Raw genomic sequence first — 21,909 nt, 5'->3', positions numbered from 1 at the left:
TTCTGGTGTTGTGGAAGAGCTCAGCTCAGGCCGACTATCTCGCCGTTCTCATCGATATCGATATGGCGATAGGCAGGCAGACTGCCCAGCCCCGGCATGGTCATGATGGGGCCCGCCAGCGCATAGACGAACCCGCCACCGGCGCAGAGCTTCACCTCGTCGATGGGCACCTCGAAATCGGTCGGCACCCCTTTGAGGGCTGGGTCGTGGCTGATGGAGAGCGGCGTCTTGGCCACGCAGATGGGCAAGTGATCCCACCCTTCGGCGGAGAGCTGGGCCAGCTGCTGGCGGGCTTTGTCGGAGAGCTGCACTCCGCGGCCGCCGTAGCCGGACTCCACCAGGGTCGCCAGTTTGGCGTCTAGGCTCGCCTCGTCGGGGTAGAGCAGTTTCACCTTGCCGGGTTGCTCGCAGGCGGTGACCACGGCGCGGGCCAGCTCGCTGGCACCGGCACCACCCTGGGTGAAGGCGTTGGAGATGGCCGCGCCACAGGCACCGGCTTGCTGCGCTTCATGGGCCAGCAGCGCCAGTTCGGCCTCGCTGTCGGTGGGGAAGCGGTTGATGGCGACCACCACCGGCACCCCGTAGCGCCGGGCGTTCCGGATATGCCAGGCGAGGTTGGCGCAGCCCTGCTTGAGGGTCGGCAGATCTTCCCCTTGCAGGCTGGCTGGCAGCGGCTGGCCCGGACGGATATCGAGCAGGCCGCTGTTGGCCTTGAGGCCGCGCACCGTGGCCACCAGCACCACGCAGGCGGGGGTAATACCTGATTGGCGGCTCTTGATGTTGAAGAACTTCTCCAGCCCCATGTCGGAGCCAAAACCTGCCTCGGTCACCACATAGTCGGTCAGACCAAGGGCGATGCGATCGGCGATCACCGAGGAGTTGCCGTGGGCGATATTGGCAAAGGGGCCGGCGTGCACCAGCACCGGCGTCTGCTCGGTGGTCTGCATCAGGGTCGGTTGCAGCGCATCTTTGAGCAGCACCGTCATGGCGCCCGCTACTTCCAACTGTTCGGCGGTAATGGGCTTGCCGTGAATATTGCGGGCCAGCTGGATGCGGCCGATGCGCTGGCGCAGGTCTTTCAGATCGCTCGCCAGCGCCAGAATGGCCATCAGCTCGGAGGCGGCGGTAATGACGAAGCGATCGCTGCGCTCTACACCATCGGCAGCGCCCCCCTGTCCAATCGTGAGGTGGCGCAGGGCGCGGTCATTCATGTCGAGGGTGCGTGGCCAGAGGATGTTATCGGCATCGATATCGAGCCGCGGCAGGCCGGTTTTGGCGGTGAACTGGTCGCCGAGTTTGCGCTCATGGAACAGGCGGGCATCGAGGGCTGCTGCCGCCAGATTGTGAGCCGCCGTCAGAGCGTGAAAATCGCCGGTAAGGTGGAGGTTCATCTCCTCCATCGGCACCACCTGGGCGTGGCCGCCACCAGCGGCCCCCCCCTTGACCCCGAATACCGGCCCGAGGCTCGGTTGGCGGATGGTTGCGATGCTGGGCTGGCCGATATGGTTGAGCCCCATGGAGAGGCCAAGGGTGGTCACCGTCTTCCCTTCACCGAGCGGGGTAGGGGTGATGGCGCTCACCAGTATCAGCTTGCCGCGCTGTTTGGGCTGAGACGTGAGCAGGTCGAGGCTGAGCTTGCCTTTGTAGTGGCCATGAGGGCTGAGGAGGTGCTGGGGGATGGCGAGGCGTTCGGCCAGCGCGTGGATTGAGAGACGGGGGGACTGGCGGGAGATCTCGATATCGCTTAGCATCAGCACCTCGTTGGTATATCGGGGTAAAATATGCGGCGCAGTCTAGTGGAATATAACGGGTAATCCAATGACGAAAACGATTTTATTTGGTGAGGGCGAGGTTCGTCAGAATCCTGTTCTGCTGGATCTCAACGCACTCTATCATCCCCCCAAGCAGCCGATGACGGCGCTGGGGATTGTCAGCGCGCTGGTGCCGTTGTTCGGTTTCGGCTGGCAGGCGATGACCCAGGACCCCGAAACCCAGCTGCGCCACGAGATCCGCAAACGGGTCAACAAGCACAAGACCGACGAGGCAAACCTTATTTTGATCCTGCAGCTGGCCACCATGTTTGACTGCCCCGAGATTGAAGTGGCGCTCCCCTATGCCCTCAGTGAGCCGCAGTTGTCCGTTGTCCGCACCCGTTTGCCGCGCTGGCAGTTAAGCCTCGAGCAGGAGCGTCTGCTAGCCAAGCTCACCCCTGTTGCCGCATCCACCACCGCAACCGACCTGCGTTAGGTTTCAAGCTGGACCAGCAGGCCGTACCCTCTGCTCTGGCAATCAGGTCGGCGCATCCCACTGCTGCGGGGCGAGATAGCGCTCCTGCACGAACTCGATAAAGCAGCGCACCTTGGCCGAGACGAAGCGGCGGTGCGGATAGACCGCATAAAGTCCCACCTCTCCCTTCTCCCACTCTGGCAGCAGGCTGACCAGCTGCCCTGAGCGCAGGGCCTCCCCCACGATAAAGGTGGGCTGCAATATGATGCCCTGATCATCACAAGCGGCGCGGGTCAGCGCCACCCCGTTGTTGGCCCGCAGCGGCCCCTGTGGCCGGATGCTCTGCTGCTCGTTTCCCCGTTTGAAGTGCCACTCCGGCTGGGTCAGGGTGTAGATCAGACAGTCGTGCTGCTTGAGATCCTCGGGTTTTTCCGGTCTGCCCTTGCGTGCCAGATAGGCGGGGCTGGCGCAAAGCTCGACCCGAATGGTGGCAAGCTGGCGCGCCACCAGCGAGGAGTCGCTGAGGTGGCCGATCCGCAGCGCCAGATCGAACCCCTCTTCCACCAGCGCAACCCGCCGGTCGCTGTACTCGATATCGAGTTTGAGGTCGGGAAAGCGCTGGCGAAACAGCGGCAGGGCGGGGGAGAGGTGCAGATAGCCAAAGTCCATCGGCACCGAGAGCTTGAGGGTGCCGTTGGGCTGCTGGTTGTGGTGGGTCAGCTGGCTGTGGGTCTCTTCCAGCTCTGCCAGCAGGGCGAGGGAGCGCTGGTAGTAGAATTGGCCCGCTTCGGTGGGATTGACCTGACGGGTGGTGCGCGACAGCAGCCGGGTGGCGAGGGACTCCTCCAGCTGCTGCATCAGTTTGGAGGCCATGGCGACCGAGATGCCGAGCTGGTTGGCGGCCTTGGTAAAGCTCTGGCACTCCACCACCTTGATAAAGGTGCGCATGGCGGCGATCTGGTCCATTTTCCATCCTCAGTAAATAATGAATTTAATAAATCACTGATTATTCATCTTCAGAACGAGGTTAGCATTTTAACCACTGATGTGAACCCCAAGATGAAGGAACGAACGGATGAAAATGACCAAGGCTCTGCTGGCCTCCTGCCTGTTTATGGCTACCCCTCTGATGGCGGCGGATTACGATGTGGATGCGGCGCACACCACGGTGCAGTTCAAGGTGGGTCACCTGGGCTTCTCCGAGCTGGTGGGTCGCTTCAACACCTTCAGCGGCACCTTCAGCATGGATGACGCCAACCCGGCGGCCGCCAAGGCGAGCTTTGAAGTGGATGCCGCCAGCGTCGACTCCAATCACGAAGCCCGCGACAAGCACCTGCGCAGTCCGGACTTCCTCGACGTGAAGCAGTATCCCAAGATGACCTTCGTCAGCTCCGCTTACGAGGGCACCAAGGATAAAGGCGTGCTGAAAGGGACCCTGACTCTGCACGGCGTCTCCAAGGAAGTGGCCTTCGATCTGGTCAAGATCGGTGAGGGCAAGGATCCCTGGGGCGGCTACCGCAGCGGCTTCAACGCCTCCACCACCATCAAACGCAGTGACTTTGGCGTGAGCTACATGCTGCCCGGCATTCCGGACGAGATGAACATCAACCTGTTTGTCGAAGGCGTGCGCAAGTAATGGGCGCGGAACTTCTGCTGCAAACCCTGGCGGCTCCTCTGGGAGCCGCTTTGCTATCGTGGCGCTGGCCGCGACTGGGGTATCTGTGGGGCGCGCTGGCGCTCTGGCTGGTGGGATCCTGGCTCGGCGGCTTCTATGGCATGCCGGAAAAGGCGTGGCAGTGGCTGCCGCTGACCCTGCTGGTGCCCGCCATTGCGGCTCAGGTGAACGATCTGCGTGGTTCACTGCTGCTCTTTACCGTGTTCAGTGCGCTGGTGTGGTGGCAGGGATTGGCCTCGGTACTGGCGAGCGAAGCCGGGATCTGGCTGGCCCTACTGCCCGCCATCCTCTGGTTTGGCTGGAGCACCTTGCGCTGTGATAGCCGCGAGGGGCTCGGGTTTGCTCTCGGCTTTATCTGGCTGGCGCTGGTGATCGGCATCGATGGCAGCCTGCTGATTGCCCAGCTGGCCGGTGCGCTGGCTGCTTTTGCCGGCTTTCGCGCCCTGCTTGCCACCTTTGTTGGCATCAAGGTAGCCCCAGCCGGTCTGGCGCTGGCCCTCGCCTTCGTCCAGATGCTCGCCTGGCAATATGTGGAGGTGCCGCTGGTGGTGTTGCTGCCGGTCTGGTTGCTGCCGCTGCTGGAGTGGGCGTTACGTGACAAACCCTGGCCAGTGCGTTGGGGTGGGCTGATCTTGCTCGCTGCCGCGGGAACCGGGCTCAGCCTATGGTGGGTGTGGCCTGCTGCTTCTTTGTACTGATTTTTGCATGAAAAACAGGCAATTACAGTCATTTTTGCATACCCGCTCATACTCTTGGCAGATAATGATTGAGCCCCATATGTGTTTCAGATAAAAAGGATTTTCATTTTATTTGGACACACACAGAACCCGGCCGCGCCGGGTTCTGTTTGCCTGCTTTGCGGCACATAAGGAGGCCACAGTTGCGCAGTCAAGGATCTGAGCATCTGTTTTTTCGCCATTTCACCGGACAGGGACGTATCGACGGTCTCTGCATTCTGCTGGTCACTCACCTGCTTCCCGATCGCCCCCGTTTTATCGACGCTCTCGGTCAGATTGGACGGATTGGCGCCATTTTGCCCAAACCGAAATCGGTACACGGTCCGACCCTGGAGTGGGTATCCCAGCACTATCCGGTGCTGCCCCTCAACCGACGCTGGACCAATGAACCCGACAGCATCATCCAGCAGATTGCGCCGCTGGTGGCCCCCCACGAGCGGTTGCTGATCCTCGATATAGGCGGTTACTTTGCCAAAACCCAGGTGATCTTGAGTGAATACTTCGGCCCCCGTTTCCTCGGGGTGGTGGAGATGACCGAGAACGGCCACCAGCGCTATGAGCAGGAGGTGCTGGCGACCCCGGTGGTGTCGGTGGCGCGCAGCCCCCTCAAGCAGGCCGAGGATATCCAGATTGGTTTGAGCGTGGTCTACTCCGCGGAGTCGCTGGCTCGTAATCTCAACCGTACTTTCAACGTCTGCGAAGCCGTGCTGTTTGGCTATGGCAAGGTGGGGCGCAGCATCGCCCGCGACCTGCGTTGTCGCAACCTCCATCTCGGGCTGGTGGAAACCGATGTGCTGCGACAGGTCGAAGCGCTCTCTCACGGTTTTCGCTTGATCACCAAGGCTGAAGCCTTGAGCCGCGCCGAGCTGGTGATCTGCTCTACCGGCAACGGCTCGCTGGATTTGGCGGATCTGCAGGCGCTGCGCCCCGGCACCATGGTGGCCTCGGTCACCTCGGCTGACGACGAGTTCGCCTTCTCGCTGGCCCAGTTGCCGTGGCCGAGCGAAGAGGTGTGCCCCCATGTGCTGGCCCTCAACCGGCCGGATGGTACCCAGATCTACCTGCTCAACCGGGGCGAGGCGGTCAACTTCGTTCATGGCGCCGTGATTGGCGAATATGTCTATCTGGTGCTGGCGGAGATTATGGAAGGGATCCGGATGCTGGCGGCAGGCCCTCTTGCTCCCGGCCTGTTCGAGCTGCCAGAATCGGCGATGCGTACCATTGCCCGCCATTGGCTGGCCGATTTTCATGGGGTTGATCAGCACTGATTTGACCAAACCGGGAGCGGCCATTGGGCGGCAGTACGCCATTTCCCGCCATTGTCGCTTTTTTATGGAGTCACTCATGACCGAGTCTGAAACCCTGATCAGCAAACCCCGCATCGAAATCCGCTACTGCACCCTCTGTCGCTGGATGCTGCGCGCTGCCTGGCTGGCGCAGGAGCTGCTCTCCACCTTTGACAGCGATCTGGGGGAGGTGGCGCTGGTGCCGGCCAGCAAGGGGGAGTTCCGCATTCTGGTGAACGGGGTGCAGGTGTGGGATCGGGTGGTCGATGACGGTTTCCCCGAGGCCAAGGAGATCAAGCAGCGGGTGCGCGATGTCATCGCTCCTGAGCGGGATCTCGGCCACTCGGATCGCAAGGCGGCCGAGTAACGCCTGATGGGCCGAGCGCCTCGAAAAGGTACTGAGCATGAAAACGAAAGGAGAGGGAGGCGATGGCCTCTCTCTCCTTTTTTGCCTTTGGCTATTTGCCTGGCGCCTGCAGGGCTATAAGCGCGGCTCGGCCAGATGGCTGCCGATATAGCGGGCCCGCTTGTGGGGCTTGATGCGGCTCACATCCACCCACACCAGCCCGTCGATGCAGTGGTTGAAGTCGGGGTCGATGCCAAAGTCCATAAACTGCACTCCGCCCGGTTCGCACAGCTCGGAATACTGCTTGTAGAGGGTGGGGATGGCGCAGCCCAGATTGTCGAGGCGGGCCTTGAGTGCTTTGAGGTCGGCGCCGTAATCCACCCCCTCGAACAGAGGTTGCGTCTCGGGGTAGGGACGGCGGGAGGGGGCCAGCGCCAGCTCGGGGGCAAAGTGCTCGCGGTAGAAGCTCACCAGCAGATCCTTGGCCGCCGGCGGCAGGCTGCCGGAGAGCGACACCGGGCCAAACAGGTAGCGGTAGCGGGGATAGCGGGCCAGATAGGCACCGATGCCGAACCAGAGATAATCGAGCCCTCGCTTGCCCCAGTAGGCGGGCTGGATAAAGCTGCGGCCAAGCTCGATGGCGAGCTCCAGCCGCGGCAGCAGCTTCTCTTCAAAGCCGAACAGGGTGTGGCTGTAGAGGCCATCCTTCCCCTTGCTGGCCAGCAGCTCCGCCACTGGGGCAAAGCGGTAGGCGCCGATAATGTCGAGCCGGGCCGGATCCCAGAGGATCAGGTGGTGATAGTCGTTGTCAAAGCCATCGAGATCCCGCCGCTTGCCAGACCCTTCCCCCACAGCGCGAAAGGCGATCTCCCGCAGTCGCCCCAGCTCGCGCAGGATCACCGAGTGGCTCAGTTCGTGGCGGCGGTAGAGGTAGATCCCCTGACCATCCGGGGTGGTGCCGAGCTGTTCGCAGCTTTCGATGGCCTGTTTGAGCTGGCGACGATCCTCCGGCAGGGCGATGGGGGCCTCGGTCTGCAGGCGCCCCGCCTTGCCACGGCCAATCCGGTAGAGGTGGTTGCGCACCAGCCGCGCCGCCGTCTTGGCGGGCAGATCCTGAAAACTGCCGAGTGGAATGCGCGCTCCTATGGTCACCGGCAGGGTCTGCCCCTGCTGGCGAAACAGCTGGCGCACCAGCAACAGGGCGGAGGCGGGCTTGTTGAGCCAGGAGGCGAGATAGAACCAGAGGCTGTTGCGCCCTCCCAGATGGATGGGCACCAGCGGGGTGCGGGTGCGCTTGGCCAGCTTGATAAAGCCTGCCTGCCAGGGGCCATCTTTCACCCCCTTGAGGCCAAGCCGCGAGACTTCACCTGCGGGGAAGATCACCAGCGCCCCTTCATGGGCGAGGTGTTCGTTCATGGCGAGGATGGCCTGTCGATCGGTCTTGCCCTCCATATTGTCTACCGGCAATAGCAGAGAGCGCAGCGGCGCGAGCTGGGCCAGCAGCTGGTTGGCGACGATCTTCACATCGGGGCGGATGCGACCGAGCAGTTGTAGCAGCGCCAGTCCGTCCAGCGAGCCGATGGGGTGGTTGGCGACAAGAATGACCCGGCCGCTGGCGGGAATATGCTCCAGCTGCGCCTCGCTGACCCGATAGTCGAAATCGAGCTGGGTCAGCGCCTGCTCGACAAAGTCGAGGCCGCGCAGGTGCGGGTAGCGGGTGGCAAAGTCGGCAAAGGCCTGCTCGTTGAGCAGCCAGCCCAGCAGCCGCTTTAACAGCGGGGTGAGCAGGGGGTAGCCAAGCAGGCGGGGGAAGTGCTGGGTCAGCAGGGTATCGATAGTGAACATCTGGAGGGCTCCGGCGATCCGTTGCTCCCAGCATGATGTGACACTGTTCCCGCGACATGTCAGCGGGATGACAGTTTGATGGCAGCGGCAGCCAGTAGCTCCTGAGAGACTCTCCCCGGTTTCCCTTTCCTGATGGGTGATGGCCAGATAGCAAGGGGGGAGTCGGTTAACCGGCTCCCCCCTTGATGGTCGTGGTAATGACAGCTACCGATTAACCGCGCCAGGCTGCAGTGAGGCGCACCAGCTCCACCAGGGTGGCGACTGATTTCTCCATGGATTGCAGCGGGATGAACTCGTGCTTGCCGTGGAAGTTGTGGCCACCGGTGAAGAGGTTGGGGCAGGGCAGGCCCATAAAGGAGAGGCGGGCACCATCGGTACCGCCGCGAATGGGCTTGATTTTCGGCACCACGTCGGCGGCCTCCATGGCGGCCTTGGCCAGCTCGACGATATGCATGTGCGGCTCAATCTGGCTGCGCATGTTGCGATAGCTGTCGGTCAGGGTCAGCTCGATGCGGGCCTTCGGATACTCGGCCTGCAGGGCGGCCGCCCGGCTCTGCATCTCGGCCTTGCGCGCGGCGAAGTGCTCGTCGTCGAAGTCACGGATGATGTAGTGGAGGGTGCTCTCCTCCACGGTGCCGCTCATCTGGGCCAGATGGAAGAAGCCCTCATACCCGTCGGTGCACTCCGGGGTCTGCTCGGCAGGCATGGCGGCGTGGAAGCGGGCGGCCAGGGTCTGGCTGTTGATCATGCTGCCCTTGGCGGTGCCGGGGTGGACGTTATTGCCGATAAAACGCACCGTGGCGCTGGCGGCGTTGAAGTTTTCATACTCCAGCTCGCCCAGTTCGCCGCCATCCACGGTATAGGCCCACCTGGCCGGGAATCTCTCCAGCGGGAACAGGTTGGCGCCACGGCCAATCTCTTCATCCGGGGTAAAGCCGACCCAGATATCGCCGCGCGGGATCTCGGGGTGGGCCTGCAGGTGGTCGATGGCAGTGAGGATCTCGGCGATACCCGCCTTGTCGTCGGCGCCAAGCAAGGTGGTGCCGTCGGTGGTGATGAGGTCCTGACCCAGATAGTTTTTCAGGAAGCGGTAGTCACGGATGGCGAGCACCTCGTCACCCTTGCCAAGGCAGATGTCGCCGCCCTGATAGTTTTCGATGATTTGCGGTACTACGTGCTCCGCCTCGTAGTCGGCGGTGTCCATGTGGGCAATCAGGCCGATAGCGGGGGCGTCCGGCTGGTTGCCCGGCAGGCAGCCGGTGAGGTAGCCGTGTTCATCCAGGGTGACCTGGCTAAGCCCCAGCGCCTTCATCTCTTCTTGCAGGGCACGGGCAAAGATCAGCTGGCCTTCGCTGCTGGGGCAGGCTGGATTGGTCTCATCGGAGCGGGTATGAAAAGTTACGTAACGCAGAAAACGCTCAAGCAGGGTATCCATTAGTCAGCCTCTAACCGATTGTGAGCGGTCATTGTGGCCAATCCGTGCGGGGCACTCATTGCGTCAGCGCAGGTTTTTCCCATTTTTTGACGCAAGGGAAGAGCGGCGAATGTGCGGCGCGCGGGGCAACGTCCGGGAGGGAGATCGCATAAAATTTGCATTTATTACGATATTTAGGCGCTGGCGGTGGCGACCAAATTTCCCTCAGCGACCGCACAGCAAGGCGTCAGCCCAATCATGGCGTTTTCACACACTTTTCAAGAGGAAACCGGACTGTCGCATAACCTGCGCCATCCCAGAGCCCGCCTGCCCGCCAGCAAGATTTGATCGACTTATTAAAAGGGGATTTTGAACACTATTTTTTATTGTCACTGCCCGCGGTAAGTGTGTACACTCCGCGCCGATCCAAGGGTAACCCTGAAGCAGGCAGAGCCGCCAGAAACCCGACCGATCATACGCCTATAGGGCGAGGCACGCAGAAACGACAGACACTGCTGGGGAATGGTTTCTTTAATACCGGTTAGGCTCCGGTATCAGGGAGAACAACAGACTCTCATCCTTCATTTGACCGAGTGGGCCACCGGCTCATCATCTTCCCTTGTCATGGGCGGTCACTGACGGTGAGGTGGGCTGTGGTTGTTGTCGTCTATCAACACGCATGCGTGCTGGCGCCTTCGCTTCTCTTCCTTGGAACCCTCTCCTTCTGTCGGGATCGCTGCCGAATGATGAACTGACGGCGTGGCTGATGTCGTCTGTCATCAAAGTACCGCGGCGCCACGGCATAGTGGCACCGCATACCGTTGAGCTTGATGTAAAGCCACCAGCCCCACATCAAGACTCGTTACTTCCCCAAGATCCACCAGGCAGCCTCTGGCTTGCCGCGATGTGCAAAGGGTTGGTTTGGGTGGCTGCGTCTCGTGATGGCAGCGCTCGCCGTACTCTGCACTAGATGGTCTGGATGTGATTGAGGGTAACGAAGGCGACTTTGGGTCGCTCATTTGCGAGGCATAGCCCATGACTAACTGGTCCAGCAAGGACTCCTTGAAGGTCTACAACGTTCCCTACTGGGGTGCGGGTTTTTTCAATATCAATGACGCCGGTCATGTGACCGTCGCCCCCGACAAATCACGCCCTGACGCGCATATTGTGCTCTCTGACGCCATCGAACAGTTGCGTCAGTCCGGGCTGACCACCCCCGTGTTGCTGCGCTTCCCCGACATTCTCAAGAGTCGGGTCGATGCGCTGTTCAACGCCTTTGGTCAGGCCATCGAAAAGTCTGGCTATGAAGGGGACTACCTCTGCGTTTACCCGATCAAGGTAAACCAGCAGCGTCGTGTCATCGAGACCATCAGCCAGTCCTACAGCGACAAGCCCCGGCTTGGCCTGGAAGCTGGTTCCAAACCGGAACTGCTGGCCGTGCTGTCCCATCACCATGAGCAAGGCTCGGTGATCGTCTGCAACGGTTACAAAGACCGCGAATATATCCGCCACGCCCTCCTGGGCAACCTGATGGGCCACAAGGTCTACATCGTGGTGGAGAAGCCCTCCGAGCTGGAGATGGTGCTGGACGAGTCAGCTCGTCTCAACATCAAGCCCAACATCGGGGTGCGGGCCAAGCTCGCTTCCACCGGCTCCGGCATGTGGGAATCGAGCGGCGGCTCCATGTCCAAATTTGGTCTCTCCGCCTCCCAGATCCTGGCGCTGATCGAGCGTCTGCGCGGGTTGGGCAAGCTGGATTGCCTGCAACTGCTGCACTTCCATCTGGGCTCCCAGATCGCCAATATCCGCGACATTCAGGGCGGCATCCGCGAGTGCGGCCGTTTCTACGCTGAACTGCGTCGCCTCGGTGCCAACATCGAAGTCGTGGACGTCGGTGGCGGCCTGGGCGTGGATTACGAGGGAACCCGTTCCCAGAGCCACTGCTCCGCCAACTACAGCCTCTCCGAGTACGCCAACAACGTGGTATGGGGCATCGGCGATGTCTGCCGCGAGTTCGATCTGCCGCACCCGACCATCATCAGCGAGTCTGGCCGTGCCCTGACCGCCCACCACGCCGTGCTGGTCACCAATATCATTGGTGCCGAAGGGGTGGAGATGAACGACATCAGCGCGCCGGACGAAGATGCACCGACCATTCTGCAGAACATGTGGAAAGGCTGGCTGGATCTGCGCAGCGAAGATCCCTCCCTGCTGGAGATCTTCCATGACTCGGTAGCCGATCTGGGTGACGTGAATACCCAGTACACCATGGGCCTCTTGAACCTTGAACAGCGTGCCTGGGCCGAGATGCTGCACCAGAACACCTGTCTGGCACTCAAAGAGATGCTCAATCCGGTCAACCGCAACCACCGTGCGCTGGCTGACGAGCTGAGTGAAAAGCTGGCGGACAAGTGCTTTGCCAACTTCTCCCTGTTCCAGTCTCTGCCGGATGCCTGGGGTATCGGTCAGGTATTTCCGGTGATGCCGCTGGCGGGTCTCGATCGTCCGCTTAGCCGTCGCGGTATCCTGATGGATATCACCTGTGACTCCGACGGTCAGGTCGAGCACTATGTCGACGGTCTGGGGGTCGAGAGCACCCTGCCGATGCCGGTCTACGGCGAGAACGAAGAGTGCCACGTCGGCTTCTTCCTGGTCGGTGCCTATCAGGAGATCCTGGGGGATCTGCACAACCTGTTTGGTGACACCCACTGCGCGGAAGTGTGGCTGGACGAAGAGGGCAAGATGGACATTCGCAACGTGGTGCGCGGCGACACCGTCGACCAGCTGCTGCGTTACGTCAACATCGACCCGTCCGTGATCCGCGAAAACTACCAGCGGATCGCCGCTCACCCAGCGCTGGACGATGCCACTCGCAAAGCCCTGCTCGACGAGCTGGAGCTGGGCCTGCAAGGCTACGCCTATCTGGAAGACGAATAAGCCTTCTGTTTGCCCCTCGCTTTTGAGGGAAAATCAAAAACGGCGCCTGCGGGCGCCGTTTTTGTTACCGGGGGCCATCCGGCGATATGACGGGGCACTCGGCCCATCTTCATTCGGATAACCGATGCGGGCTCAAGGCATCCGCAGGCCACAGATCTGGCTGATATCAGTCCCTTTCAGCTGTTTCCCTTGATCTGCATCAAGCGTGAACCTCGGTGGTTATTTTACGGTCAGGAGTGATGTTGATGGGATGTAACAAAAGGATGTGCATATGGAACTGAAAAGGGATCCTAGATGCTATACCGACGTCTGTATCGACGGTAAGTGGTATCACTACGACCACTGCAGCACCAACGTCTACATGCTGATGGGGGGCGCCGCGCCGAGCCTTCAGCTAGCCTATGAGCCGAGCAGCGAAGAGGAGCTGATCGAGATGCTCCAGCAGCTGGGGCGCTTCTGACTTACCGAATTGATGTCTTGCCATATGGCCATCGGGCGCGTTGCCACGATGGCCACCACTCTTCACTGCTGTACCTTATCTCAGCGTGTTTTATTGCCCAATAACCCCTTGCCAATCTCCAGCATGGCGACGGCCGCGGCGTAGCTGCTATCGGACTTGCCTATCTCATCCGCCACATAGAGAAAATTGGATTGGTACTTCTCGACGGCCTCCCGTGGACTGGTCGCGTCAATAAAGTCCTCCTCCACCTCGAATCCTTGGGTCAGCAGTGCCGCCTTTTCACTCAGAAAAGTCGGAGATGCCATGTCGATAAAGGTGTATTGCTGCCGATTGGACGCCGGAATGGTAAAAAACTGGTATCTGGCCATGGGTAAATCCTCGCTTGAAGCGGGTGATAGATGACGTGACGCTGGTTTTAATCTGTGGCTCGCAGGTGGCTTGGTTTCCCTCGACATCATCGAGAGTGCGTGTCGGGAATGCCGCATTTTGTTTTCGTTCGAGACTACTTTGTTGGCGTTTGCCCGGCAAGTGGGAGCTGCGATTTTCTGAATGATCCGCTCAACCTAGATGTTGTCGGGAGATGCGAGACCGGGATAATGCCGGGCTCACGTTGAGCCCGGCTTGTCAGCGCTATGTTACAGCACGAAGCTCTGTACCATGGCGCGCAGCTGTTCGGTGAGCTGGTGGATCTGGCGGGCGGCATCGCGGGCGGCGTTGGCCACTTGCAGCGCCTCGTCGCTGCCATCGGAGATGCGCACCACGTTGCGTTCGATCTCGTTGACCACGGCGCCCTGCTGCTCGATGGCGCTGGCGATGATGGCATTGGTATCGACCATTCGATCCACCTTCTCGGTGATGGCGCCGAAAGCCTGTTTTGCCTCCTGCGCCAGCCCGACCCCCTCCTGCGCTTCATGGCTGGCCGCCGACATGGCGGTGACCGAGGCGCGGGCGCCGGATTGCAGCTGTTCAATCATCTGCTGGATCTCGACGGTAGCCCCTTGGGTGCGGTTGGCAAGAGATCGCACCTCGTCGGCCACCACCGCAAAGCCGCGACCCTGCTCACCGGCCCGGGCCGCTTCGATGGCGGCGTTGAGGGCCAGCAGGTTGGTCTGTTCGGCGATGCCGCGGATCACGCTGATGACGCCGCCAATCTGGCTGCACTGCTGCTCCAGTTGGCCGATGGTGTCGGCGGTACGCAGCACCTCGCGGTTGATATGGTCGATTGCCTTGATGGTGCGTTCCACCACATCCTCGCCCTGACCGACCACGTTCTGCGCCTCCTGGGTCATGCGGGCGGCTTGCAGGGCGTTGCCCGCCATGTCTTGTGAGGTGGCGGCCAGCTCCTTGATGGCGGTAGCGACCTGATGGGTCTCCCCTTGCTGATCGGCAATGACCTCCTGCGAGCGGCAGGTGCGCGCTTCGATCTCGGTAGCGCTCTCCACTACTGTGACGCCATTTTCCCGCACTCGCAACATCAGGGTGCGCAGGGTCTCCAGGGTCACGTTGTAATCCCGGCTGATGGCGGCCAGCTCGTCCTGACCGACGATTTCGATATGCTGGCTGAGATCCTGGGCGTTGACCCGGGCGGCAATATCACGCACCCGCCCTACGGTGTCGCGCAGGGAGAGATAGGCGCCGATCATCAGGTAGAGGTAGAGCAGCAAGCTGGCGGTCAGCGGCGCTGTGACCCACCAGAAGTGGCGTTGGTTGGCGGTCAGCCGCTGATGCAGGTCGGCCTCCAGCCGCTGGCGTACCTGGCCTGCCAGCGCGGTGATAGCCTCGTCCATCTTATCCCCCAGTGCCTGCACCTCCTTGGTGGAGAGCTGCACCAGCTGATCCTTCATCATCTTGTTTTCCATGGTCTCGACCCCCTGACGCACCAGCTGTATCAGAGCATCGGTCTGCTGACCCAGCTCGGCGCGGTAGGCCGGTTCAATCTGGTAGAGCAGAGTCAGATCGGCCTCCAGTTCCTGCAGAGTGGCGCTGATCAGGTCGAGACGAAAACGCAGGCCGCTGTAGCCCTCTGCCTGAAACAGGCCGAAATCGGCGATGGTGGCGGCGCGATCCCGCACCTGAGCCAGCAGGTCGCGCAGCTGCGGCAACCGCTCGCTGGCGAGGATCACCATGTAGTAGGTACCGAGCGCCGGATCCTGGATCAGGCTGCTACTGGCAGTAATGTGCTTGTAGAGGTGGCGCACCTCGGTCAGCAGCTTGTCGTGGCGCAGGTTGCTCTGCTCCACTTCCAGCTTGCCCGCTTCACTCTGCAGGGCGGCCCAGCCCTGCTGGATCACCTCAAAGGAGGGGGTGTTCTGGCGGGTGTCGGCAAAGGCTTGCAGGCTCTGATCAACGGCTTGTGCGGCTGCCTTGACCTGATCATCACCGACCGGATCCACCTCATGGGCGTGACGGGTCACCAGATTGCGATGGGTGAGCAGGGCTTGCTCGATAGCGGGCACGGGGGCGAGATTGACCACTCCCGCCAGCTCGCGGTTGGCCTGGACGTTGTCATCCTGCAGCTGCCCCAGCAGATTGGTCATGCTGTACGCCAGTGGCAGCAGCATCAGGCAGGACCAGAGCAGAAATTTGTATTTGAAAGAGAGCTGATTGCCCAGCCGGATGGCGGGGTTGAAAATCCATTTCATGTTAAGCCTCGATACCTGAGTGCGGGCGTGAGTCGTGTTGCCTGAATAGTACTCCGAGCGGCCTCTCTTGGGTGATGGCCGGTTGCAAGTTGTGATCCCCTTGGCTTTTTACTTCCGGGCGGGGGCGCCGTCAGCCGAGCCAATAGAAAACGGGCCACCCGAAGGTGACCCGTGGTCGATAAGGGGATATCCGCCTGCAACCGTCAGTTGAACGCCAGGAAGGGCGAGACGCAGAGCAGCAGGCCGGTGACGATGATGATGTAGAGGGAGGTGCCCTTGTACTTGTGCAGCGCCGGTACCTGATAGACCAGATAGGCCGGGATGAGGCAACCCACCATGCCGAAGATGGGGCTGCAGATGGAGGTGAAACTCAGTACCGGTGCGTTGAGCACGATGGCCCCCCAGGAGAGCATGACGGTAAACACCATGATGCCCTTACCCACCAATCCTTTGTTGATGCGGTTTTCCGGCATGACGCGGCGCAGCAGGTTCATTGCCAGCCCCTGACAGGCTTCACGGAAACCGAGGTAAACGCCGAAGTAGGCGGTCATCACCGCGAAGATGTTGAGGGTGAGGCTCAGGAGCTTGAGGGTCTGGCCGGGCATCCCCTGGGCTACCATGGCCAGCGCGGAGATGTTCTCCTCGGAGGCTTTGACCGCCTGATCGTGGCCCATGGCAAGGGTAAAGGAGACCGCGTAGAAGAACACCACCACGAACAGGATGCCGAAGGCGATATTCATGGCGCGCATCGCCTTGAAGCGGGCCACTTCCAGCGACTTTTCCCGCGAGCGGTAGGAGATCACCATGGGGCTCAGGCTCTGGATAAAGAGGATGGAGGTGAGGGTAAAGGGCAGCATGATGATGGCATCCTTCATCCAGTCACCGGCAGCGGGCATGGCGGTGATGTTGGCCGCATCCCACTTGTCCACCATCATCAGGCCGAGCACTGCCACCACGCTGATCTTGGTCAGCACCATAAAGGTGGAGATCTTGAACAGCAGGTTTTCGCCGCGCGAGGCCAGTGCCACCAGACCGCAGATCAGCACCAGACCGTAGAGCGGGTTTTCGGAGAGCAGGCCGTCGGTGACGCCGAAGCTCTGCAGGAAGGAGGCGCTGTCATTGGTGATGGCGGTGGAGTAGACGAAGACCCAGATCACCAGCATCACGAAGTAGAGCGCGCCTAGCAGCACACCCCAGTTCTTGCCAAGGTAGCCGGTGATGACGCTGGGGTAATCCTTGCACTCCGGCGAGGTGGCCAGGGTGTTGATAAAGAGGCGCTGGAACATGTACATGGCGGGGTAGCCGATCACAGCCGAGAGCAGAAAAACCCACAAGCCCATCAGACCCACCTGTACCGGCAGGAAGACGATCCCTGCGCCGATGGCCATGCCGATGCTCATGATGATCCAGCCCCAGTCGGTGCTGTCGAAGCGAACCGCTTCTTTCCATTCCAGCGTGCCCATCACGGGGCTGGCGAGTGTAGTGCTATGCGCGTCCATTAAAACCTTCTTTTTTGTAGGGATGTGGGAAAGCGGCGCAAATATAGTTGAATGAAACTATCATAAACAATGCCCATAAGAGTACTTTTGTTCAAATCAGGATGGTGATCACGGTTTATATTGAGGCCGAAAGGTGCCTTTAAACGCCATTTTTGTATCTTTTTGTTGAATGGATAAAATAAAAAGCAAATAATGTTGAACGAAATGAGATTCATGATTGCAAAAAAAATTGCACAAACAGGAGTGGCTATATGAAACGCATCATCACAGCAGCAGCGGCACCTGACGCTATCGGTCCCTACAGCCACGGCACTGCCTATGGCGACCTTATCTTTACCTCCGGTCAGTTGCCGGTCTGCAAGCAGCAGGGTGGTGTGGTGGAAGGGGGGATTGCCGCCCAGACCCGCCAGTCACTGGAAAACCTGAAATCCGTGCTGGAAGCCGCTGGCGGCTCGCTGGATACCGTGCTCAAAACCACCTGCTACCTCGCCGAGATCAGCGATTTTGCCGCGTTCAACGAGGTCTATAAAGCCTATTTCCAGAAAGATTGTCCGGCGCGCAGCTGCTTCGCAGTGAAGGATCTGCCGATGGGCGTCAAGGTTGAAGTGGAAGCGATCGCCCATATCGCTCGTTAATGCTGATAAAAAGGTTCAAGTGATGAAACAAGCGTGGCAGCAGTATCTGCAGATTATTCAACAGGTTGTCAAACCAGCGCTGGGTTGTACCGAGCCAATCGCCGCCGCCTATGCCGCAGCGGTCGCCGTCCGGCAACTGGGTGGGGAGCCCGGTCGCCTCGAGGTTGCGGTGTCGGACAACCTCTATAAAAACTCGATGGGTGTCTATGTGCCGGGCACCGGCAAGATCGGTCTGGCCATTGCGGCCGCGGCCGGTGCCATCGGCGGCAACGCCGATGCCGGGCTGGAGGTGCTGGCCGCGATCCAGCCAGAACAGGTGGATCGTGCCCAGCAGCTGATCGATGCTGGCAAGGTGCAGGTGAGCCGCACCGCCGCCCCCGAGTTTATCTTCTGCCGCGTGACCGTTTATGGCACTGATGACAAGGGTGAAGAACACAGCGCCGAAGTGACCCTGTGCGGCGGTCATACCCGCATCGTCGAGCAGCGCCGCGATGGCGAGGTGACCTTCACCGCCGATCAGAGCCAGGGCGGTGCCACCGGTTCCATCTGCGATGGCGTCGATATCAGCATCGCCGCCATCTACGAGTTCGCCACTCAGGTGGAGTTCGAGCAGATCAGGTTCATCCTCAAAGCCTCGGAGCTCAACGGCAAGCTCTCCGCCGAGGGGATGAACAACCCCTATGGCCTGGAGATTGGCCGCACCATGCAGCAGAACATCAATGCCGGTCTTATCGGCGAGGATGTGATGAACCGCATCGTGATGATGACGGCGGCCGCTTCCGATGCCCGCATGGGGGGCGCAACCCTGCCAGCCATGAGCAACTTCGGCAGCGGCAACCAGGGCATTGCCGCCACCATTCCGGTGATGGTGATTGCCGAGCGCTTTGCAGCCAGCGAAGAGCAGCTGGCTCGCGCCCTCATCATGAGCCATCTGGGCGCCATCTATATCAAGTCCCATTATCCGCCGCTGTCGGCTTTCTGTGGCAATACCGTGACCAGCGCGGCCGCCTCAATGGCCATGGTCTATCTGGCGGGCGGCAGCTTCGAGCAATCCTGCTTCGCCATCCAGAACGTGCTGAGCGACAGTGCCGGTATGGTGTGCGACGGGGCGAAAGCCTCCTGCGCCATGAAGGTGAGTACCTCCTCCGGCGCGGCGGTGCGCGGCTTCCTGATGGCCCTCAACAGCCACTCGGTGTCGGGGCAGGGGATCGTCGCCGGCGACGTGGATCAGACCATCCGCAACGTCGGTCAGATGGTGAAGGAGGGCATGTCTGCCACAGACAGCACCATTATTGATATCATGTCCGCCTGATGTCCCTGTTGGTTGCTGCCTGACACCCATTGCCCGGCAGCAACCCTTGCAAGAAGGTCCCATTGTGAAGCTGCAAGAGTTGAGTCCGAGCGATTTTGAGATCCTCAAGTCGATGGAGAACATTGTGGACGGCATCGCCGCCATGTATGGTCAGCACACCGAAGTGCTGCTCCACAGTCTGGATGCGCGCAATCCCTCGATCGTCAAGATTGCCAACGGCCATATCACCGGCCGCAGTGTCGGCGCCCCCATCACCAACCTGGCGATGATGAAGCTCAAGAGCGGGCAGGATATCTCCAGTCCCTACATGACCAAGTGCGCCACCGGCAAGACCCTGCGCTCCATCACTACCGTGATCCGCAACGGGGAGCACAGAGCCATCGGGTTGCTCTGTATCAACAGCGACATGGATGCCCCGCTGCAATCCGTGCTACGGACCATGATGCCGGAGTGCATGCATCCCCACGAGAGCCATGCCACCCCGGAGGTGTTCGCCCGCAACATCGACGAAGCGCTCAACAGCACCATTGACACCGTCAGTGCCGAGGTGCGCGGCAACGAGGCTGTTCCCCCATCCCAGAAGACACGGGTCATCGTCAACCAGCTGCACGACATGGGGATCTTCGAGTTAAAAGACAGTGCCCAGATTGCGGCGCGCCAGCTCGGGATCTCGGTCCACTCCATCTACCGCTATCTGCGGGAGATCAAGAAGGGCTGAGCCGATACACTCTGGCCAAATTGGCAGCAAACGGGTCAGCCTTGACCCGTTTTTTACGCCCGCTTCAGCCTCTCTGTTTGGGCCATCCTTCGGGCTCATCTGTTATCATCTTCCCCCTTTATTTTTCTATCTCTCTGAACGTGCTGGAGAAATCATGTCTCGACTCATCTATCTGCTGCGCCATGGCCAGACTCGCTTCAATGCCGAGCAGCGTCTGCAGGGGCGTTGCAACTCCGATCTGACCGACAAGGGTGAGGCGCAAGCCATCGCCATGGGGCGGCGGCTTGCCGACGAGTTGGCGGATCCCGCCCGCTGGACCGTCTATGCCAGCCCGCTCGGTCGCGCCCGTCAGACTGCGCTGCTGGTGTGCGAGCAGCTGGGGCTGTCAGCGGATCGCATCATCTGGGACGATCGCTTGATGGAGCTGGGCATGGGGGAGTGGGAGAGCTGCCAGATACCTGCGCTGCGTCTTGCCCACCCCGAGCTCGATACCGGCAAGGGGGACTGGTATCTGCAGGCACCGGGGGCCGAGAGCTTCGAGAGCATTCAGCGCCGGGCACACCAGTGGTTGCAGGATCCCGCCATCGCCGAGCGGGCCATCGTTATCTCCCACGGTCTGCTCGGTGCCATCCTGCGCGGCGTCTATGCCGATCTCGGCTATGAGGCGACCTGGTCACAGGAGTTGCCGCAAGATGCCTTCTATAAGCTGCAGGATGGCCACATCACCCGCATTGCCTGCTAGTTGCCATGAGGTGGCACCATGGCATGGACCATGATGGCCACCTTCGGATGCCCATTTTTGCCGCAGTTCAACACATCAGAGCACCTTATCGCGGCAAGATGAGGTATCTTATGCCCCGATTTCATCCATTAAACGGATCCGAGACCCCATATGATCATCAAACCCAAGGTTCGCGGCTTTATCTGCACCACCACTCATCCGGTCGGTTGTGAAGCCAATGTTCGTCGCCAGATCGCTTATACCAAGGCCAAGGGCACCATCGAGAATGGTCCCAAGAAGGTGCTGGTGATCGGCGCTTCCACCGGTTATGGCCTGGCCTCCCGGATTGCGGCTGCCTTCGGTAGCGGCGCCGCCACCCTCGGCGTCTTCTTTGAAAAAGCGGGCACCGAGTCCAAGACCGGTACCGCTGGCTGGTACAACGCTGCCGCCTTCGACAAGGCAGCCAAAGAGGCGGGCCTCTACGCCAAGAGCGTCAACGGCGATGCCTTCTCCAACGAGTGCCGCGCCAAGGTGATCGAGCTTATCAAGCAGGATTTGGGTCAGATTGATCTGGTGGTCTACTCCCTGGCCTCTCCGGTGCGCAAGATGCCGGAAACCGGCGAAGTGGTGCGCTCTGCCCTGAAACCCATCGGTGAGGTCTACACCACCACCGCCATCGATACCAACAAGGACCAGATCATCACCGCCACCGTCGAGCCGGCGAACGAGGAAGAGATCCAGAACACCATCACCGTCATGGGCGGTCAGGATTGGGAGCTGTGGATGGCTGCCCTGCGTGATGCCGGCGTGCTGGCTGACGGCGCCAAGTCCGTGGCTTACTCCTACATCGGTACCGATCTGACCTGGCCAATCTACTGGCACGGCACCTTGGGCCGCGCCAAGGAAGATCTGGACCGCGCCGCTGCCGCCATCCGTGGCGATCTGGCTGCCAAGGGCGGTACCGCTCACGTAGCCGTGCTGAAATCCGTGGTGACCCAGGCCTCTTCCGCCATTCCGGTGATGCCGCTCTATATCTCCATGGCTTTCAAGATCATGAAGGAGAAGGGCATTCACGAGGGCTGCATGGAGCAGGTAGATCGCATGATGCGCACCCGTCTCTACGCGTCTGACATGGCGCTGGACGAGCAGGCTCGCATCCGCATGGATGACTGGGAACTGCGTGAAGATGTGCAGCAGACCTGCCGTGACCTGTGGCCATCCATCACCAGCGAAAACCTCTCTGAATTGACTGATTACACCGGTTACAAGCAGGAGTTCCTGCGCCTGTTCGGTTTTGGTCTGGACGAGGTCGATTACGATGCGGATGTGAATCCGGATGTGAAATTCGACGTGGTCGAGCTCTGAGTCTGACTCAAGTGAAAACAGGGCCCCGCGGGGCCCTGTTTTTTTGGCAAAAATTCCGCCAAATTGCGGAATTTTATTATCAGCGATCACC

Annotated in this window: 19 protein-coding genes; 12 read left to right on the top strand and 7 right to left on the bottom strand. The window is 60.6% G+C overall.

What is annotated here, in order from left to right; genetic code table 11:
• Window positions 1-20: 20 nt before the first annotated feature.
• Window positions 21-1,751 (bottom strand): formate--tetrahydrofolate ligase, encoded by a 1,731-nt coding sequence (locus I6L46_RS10110; RefSeq protein WP_216975317.1) that lies wholly within the window; start codon window positions 1,749-1,751, stop codon window positions 21-23.
• 67 nt (window positions 1,752-1,818) lie between these two features.
• Here I6L46_RS10110 and I6L46_RS10105 point away from each other — a divergent pair, with 67 nt between their 5' ends.
• Window positions 1,819-2,247 carry a hypothetical protein gene (locus I6L46_RS10105; RefSeq protein ID WP_216975315.1) on the top strand — a complete coding sequence of 143 codons (429 nt, stop codon included), beginning with the start codon at window positions 1,819-1,821 and terminating at the stop codon, window positions 2,245-2,247.
• 42 nt (window positions 2,248-2,289) lie between these two features.
• Here the strand turns inward: I6L46_RS10105 and I6L46_RS10100 are convergent, their stop codons facing one another.
• Complete coding sequence (locus I6L46_RS10100; protein WP_216975313.1) at window positions 2,290-3,192, bottom strand: LysR family transcriptional regulator; 903 nt, start codon at window positions 3,190-3,192, stop codon at window positions 2,290-2,292.
• 109 nt (window positions 3,193-3,301) lie between these two features.
• Between I6L46_RS10100 and I6L46_RS10095 the strand changes: the two genes are divergently transcribed.
• The 4 genes from I6L46_RS10095 (at window position 3,302) to I6L46_RS10080 (ending at window position 6,291) form a co-directional block, all read left to right on the top strand.
• The gene (locus I6L46_RS10095) at window positions 3,302-3,862 is read left to right on the top strand and encodes a YceI family protein (protein ID WP_005334411.1); all 561 of its coding nucleotides are present in this window, start codon (window positions 3,302-3,304) and stop codon (window positions 3,860-3,862) included.
• Window positions 3,862-4,599: a hypothetical protein gene (locus tag I6L46_RS10090; RefSeq protein WP_216975311.1), complete on the top strand. Its 738-nt coding sequence runs from the start codon at window positions 3,862-3,864 to the stop codon at window positions 4,597-4,599. Before I6L46_RS10095 ends, I6L46_RS10090 begins: the two co-directional genes overlap by 1 nt.
• Before the next feature lie 182 nt (window positions 4,600-4,781).
• Window positions 4,782-5,906: an adenosylhomocysteinase gene (locus I6L46_RS10085; protein WP_005361782.1), complete on the top strand. Its 1,125-nt coding sequence runs from the start codon at window positions 4,782-4,784 to the stop codon at window positions 5,904-5,906.
• Between the two features lie 76 nt (window positions 5,907-5,982).
• On the top strand, window positions 5,983-6,291 hold the full coding sequence (locus tag I6L46_RS10080) for a SelT/SelW/SelH family protein (RefSeq protein WP_005344153.1): 309 nt from the start codon (window positions 5,983-5,985) through the stop codon (window positions 6,289-6,291).
• A gap of 114 nt (window positions 6,292-6,405) precedes the next feature.
• On the opposite strand, the gene I6L46_RS10075 is transcribed toward I6L46_RS10080, so the two are convergent.
• The gene (locus tag I6L46_RS10075; RefSeq protein ID WP_216975309.1) at window positions 6,406-8,115 is read right to left on the bottom strand and encodes a lysophospholipid acyltransferase family protein; all 1,710 of its coding nucleotides are present in this window, start codon (window positions 8,113-8,115) and stop codon (window positions 6,406-6,408) included.
• Between the two features lie 211 nt (window positions 8,116-8,326).
• Window positions 8,327-9,550: a peptidase T gene (gene pepT / locus I6L46_RS10070; protein WP_216975308.1), complete on the bottom strand. Its 1,224-nt coding sequence runs from the start codon at window positions 9,548-9,550 to the stop codon at window positions 8,327-8,329.
• Window positions 9,551-10,564: 1,014 nt separating this feature from the next.
• Between pepT and speA the strand changes: the two genes are divergently transcribed.
• Window positions 10,565-12,466, top strand: coding sequence for a biosynthetic arginine decarboxylase (gene speA, locus I6L46_RS10065; protein WP_005344160.1), 1,902 nt, complete (start codon window positions 10,565-10,567; stop codon window positions 12,464-12,466).
• A 271-nt stretch (window positions 12,467-12,737) separates the two neighbouring features.
• Window positions 12,738-12,926, top strand: a complete 189-nt coding sequence (locus I6L46_RS10060) for a hypothetical protein (protein WP_005334402.1) — start codon at window positions 12,738-12,740, stop codon at window positions 12,924-12,926.
• A gap of 80 nt (window positions 12,927-13,006) precedes the next feature.
• On the opposite strand, the gene I6L46_RS10055 is transcribed toward I6L46_RS10060, so the two are convergent.
• The 3 genes from I6L46_RS10055 to I6L46_RS10045 all read right to left on the bottom strand — a co-directional run bounded on the left by I6L46_RS10055 (window position 13,007) and on the right by I6L46_RS10045 (window position 17,067).
• Window positions 13,007-13,294 carry a hypothetical protein gene (locus I6L46_RS10055; RefSeq protein ID WP_021229329.1) on the bottom strand — a complete coding sequence of 96 codons (288 nt, stop codon included), beginning with the start codon at window positions 13,292-13,294 and terminating at the stop codon, window positions 13,007-13,009.
• A 267-nt stretch (window positions 13,295-13,561) separates the two neighbouring features.
• Window positions 13,562-15,568, bottom strand: coding sequence for a methyl-accepting chemotaxis protein (locus tag I6L46_RS10050; RefSeq protein ID WP_216975307.1), 2,007 nt, complete (start codon window positions 15,566-15,568; stop codon window positions 13,562-13,564).
• Between the two features lie 203 nt (window positions 15,569-15,771).
• Window positions 15,772-17,067 (bottom strand): amino acid permease, encoded by a 1,296-nt coding sequence (locus I6L46_RS10045; protein ID WP_005334398.1) that lies wholly within the window; start codon window positions 17,065-17,067, stop codon window positions 15,772-15,774.
• 251 nt (window positions 17,068-17,318) lie between these two features.
• On the opposite strand from I6L46_RS10045, the gene I6L46_RS10040 reads away from it, so the two are divergent.
• The 5 genes from I6L46_RS10040 (at window position 17,319) to fabV (ending at window position 21,818) form a co-directional block, all read left to right on the top strand.
• Window positions 17,319-17,702: a Rid family detoxifying hydrolase gene (locus I6L46_RS10040; protein WP_005344164.1), complete on the top strand. Its 384-nt coding sequence runs from the start codon at window positions 17,319-17,321 to the stop codon at window positions 17,700-17,702.
• A gap of 22 nt (window positions 17,703-17,724) precedes the next feature.
• Window positions 17,725-19,014 (top strand): serine dehydratase subunit alpha family protein, encoded by a 1,290-nt coding sequence (locus I6L46_RS10035; RefSeq protein ID WP_167567622.1) that lies wholly within the window; start codon window positions 17,725-17,727, stop codon window positions 19,012-19,014.
• 64 nt (window positions 19,015-19,078) lie between these two features.
• Entirely contained in the window at window positions 19,079-19,732 is a 654-nt protein-coding gene (locus I6L46_RS10030; protein ID WP_005334376.1) for a transcriptional regulator, read from the top strand.
• Window positions 19,733-19,886: 154 nt separating this feature from the next.
• The gene (locus I6L46_RS10025) at window positions 19,887-20,474 is read left to right on the top strand and encodes a histidine phosphatase family protein (RefSeq protein ID WP_216975306.1); all 588 of its coding nucleotides are present in this window, start codon (window positions 19,887-19,889) and stop codon (window positions 20,472-20,474) included.
• A 150-nt stretch (window positions 20,475-20,624) separates the two neighbouring features.
• The gene (fabV, locus tag I6L46_RS10020; RefSeq protein WP_216975305.1) at window positions 20,625-21,818 is read left to right on the top strand and encodes an enoyl-ACP reductase FabV; all 1,194 of its coding nucleotides are present in this window, start codon (window positions 20,625-20,627) and stop codon (window positions 21,816-21,818) included.
• Window positions 21,819-21,909: the final 91 nt, after the last annotated feature.

Origin of the sequence: Aeromonas sp. FDAARGOS 1416 (assembly GCF_019048085.1) — a bacterium.
Taxonomy (GTDB): Bacteria; Pseudomonadota; Gammaproteobacteria; order Enterobacterales; family Aeromonadaceae; genus Aeromonas; species Aeromonas veronii.
This window is presented reverse-complemented; position numbering and strand designations above follow the sequence as displayed.

Bases quoted from the DNA above. Each gene is read 5' to 3' on its own strand.
- I6L46_RS10110 (WP_216975317.1), bottom strand. From the start codon at position 1,751: ATGCTAAGCGATATCGAGATCTCCCGCCAGTCCCCCCGTCTCTCAATC.
- I6L46_RS10105 (WP_216975315.1), top strand. From the start codon at position 1,819: ATGACGAAAACGATTTTATTTGGTGAGGGCGAGGTTCGTCAGAATCCT.
- I6L46_RS10100 (WP_216975313.1), bottom strand. From the start codon at position 3,192: ATGGACCAGATCGCCGCCATGCGCACCTTTATCAAGGTGGTGGAGTGC.
- I6L46_RS10095 (WP_005334411.1), top strand. From the start codon at position 3,302: ATGAAAATGACCAAGGCTCTGCTGGCCTCCTGCCTGTTTATGGCTACC.
- I6L46_RS10090 (WP_216975311.1), top strand. From the start codon at position 3,862: ATGGGCGCGGAACTTCTGCTGCAAACCCTGGCGGCTCCTCTGGGAGCC.
- I6L46_RS10080 (WP_005344153.1), top strand. From the start codon at position 5,983: ATGACCGAGTCTGAAACCCTGATCAGCAAACCCCGCATCGAAATCCGC.
- I6L46_RS10075 (WP_216975309.1), bottom strand. From the start codon at position 8,115: ATGTTCACTATCGATACCCTGCTGACCCAGCACTTCCCCCGCCTGCTT.
- pepT (WP_216975308.1), bottom strand. From the start codon at position 9,550: ATGGATACCCTGCTTGAGCGTTTTCTGCGTTACGTAACTTTTCATACC.
- speA (WP_005344160.1), top strand. From the start codon at position 10,565: ATGACTAACTGGTCCAGCAAGGACTCCTTGAAGGTCTACAACGTTCCC.
- I6L46_RS10060 (WP_005334402.1), top strand. From the start codon at position 12,738: ATGGAACTGAAAAGGGATCCTAGATGCTATACCGACGTCTGTATCGAC.
- I6L46_RS10055 (WP_021229329.1), bottom strand. From the start codon at position 13,294: ATGGCCAGATACCAGTTTTTTACCATTCCGGCGTCCAATCGGCAGCAA.
- I6L46_RS10050 (WP_216975307.1), bottom strand. From the start codon at position 15,568: ATGAAATGGATTTTCAACCCCGCCATCCGGCTGGGCAATCAGCTCTCT.
- I6L46_RS10045 (WP_005334398.1), bottom strand. From the start codon at position 17,067: ATGGACGCGCATAGCACTACACTCGCCAGCCCCGTGATGGGCACGCTG.
- I6L46_RS10040 (WP_005344164.1), top strand. From the start codon at position 17,319: ATGAAACGCATCATCACAGCAGCAGCGGCACCTGACGCTATCGGTCCC.
- I6L46_RS10035 (WP_167567622.1), top strand. From the start codon at position 17,725: ATGAAACAAGCGTGGCAGCAGTATCTGCAGATTATTCAACAGGTTGTC.
- I6L46_RS10025 (WP_216975306.1), top strand. From the start codon at position 19,887: ATGTCTCGACTCATCTATCTGCTGCGCCATGGCCAGACTCGCTTCAAT.
- fabV (WP_216975305.1), top strand. From the start codon at position 20,625: ATGATCATCAAACCCAAGGTTCGCGGCTTTATCTGCACCACCACTCAT.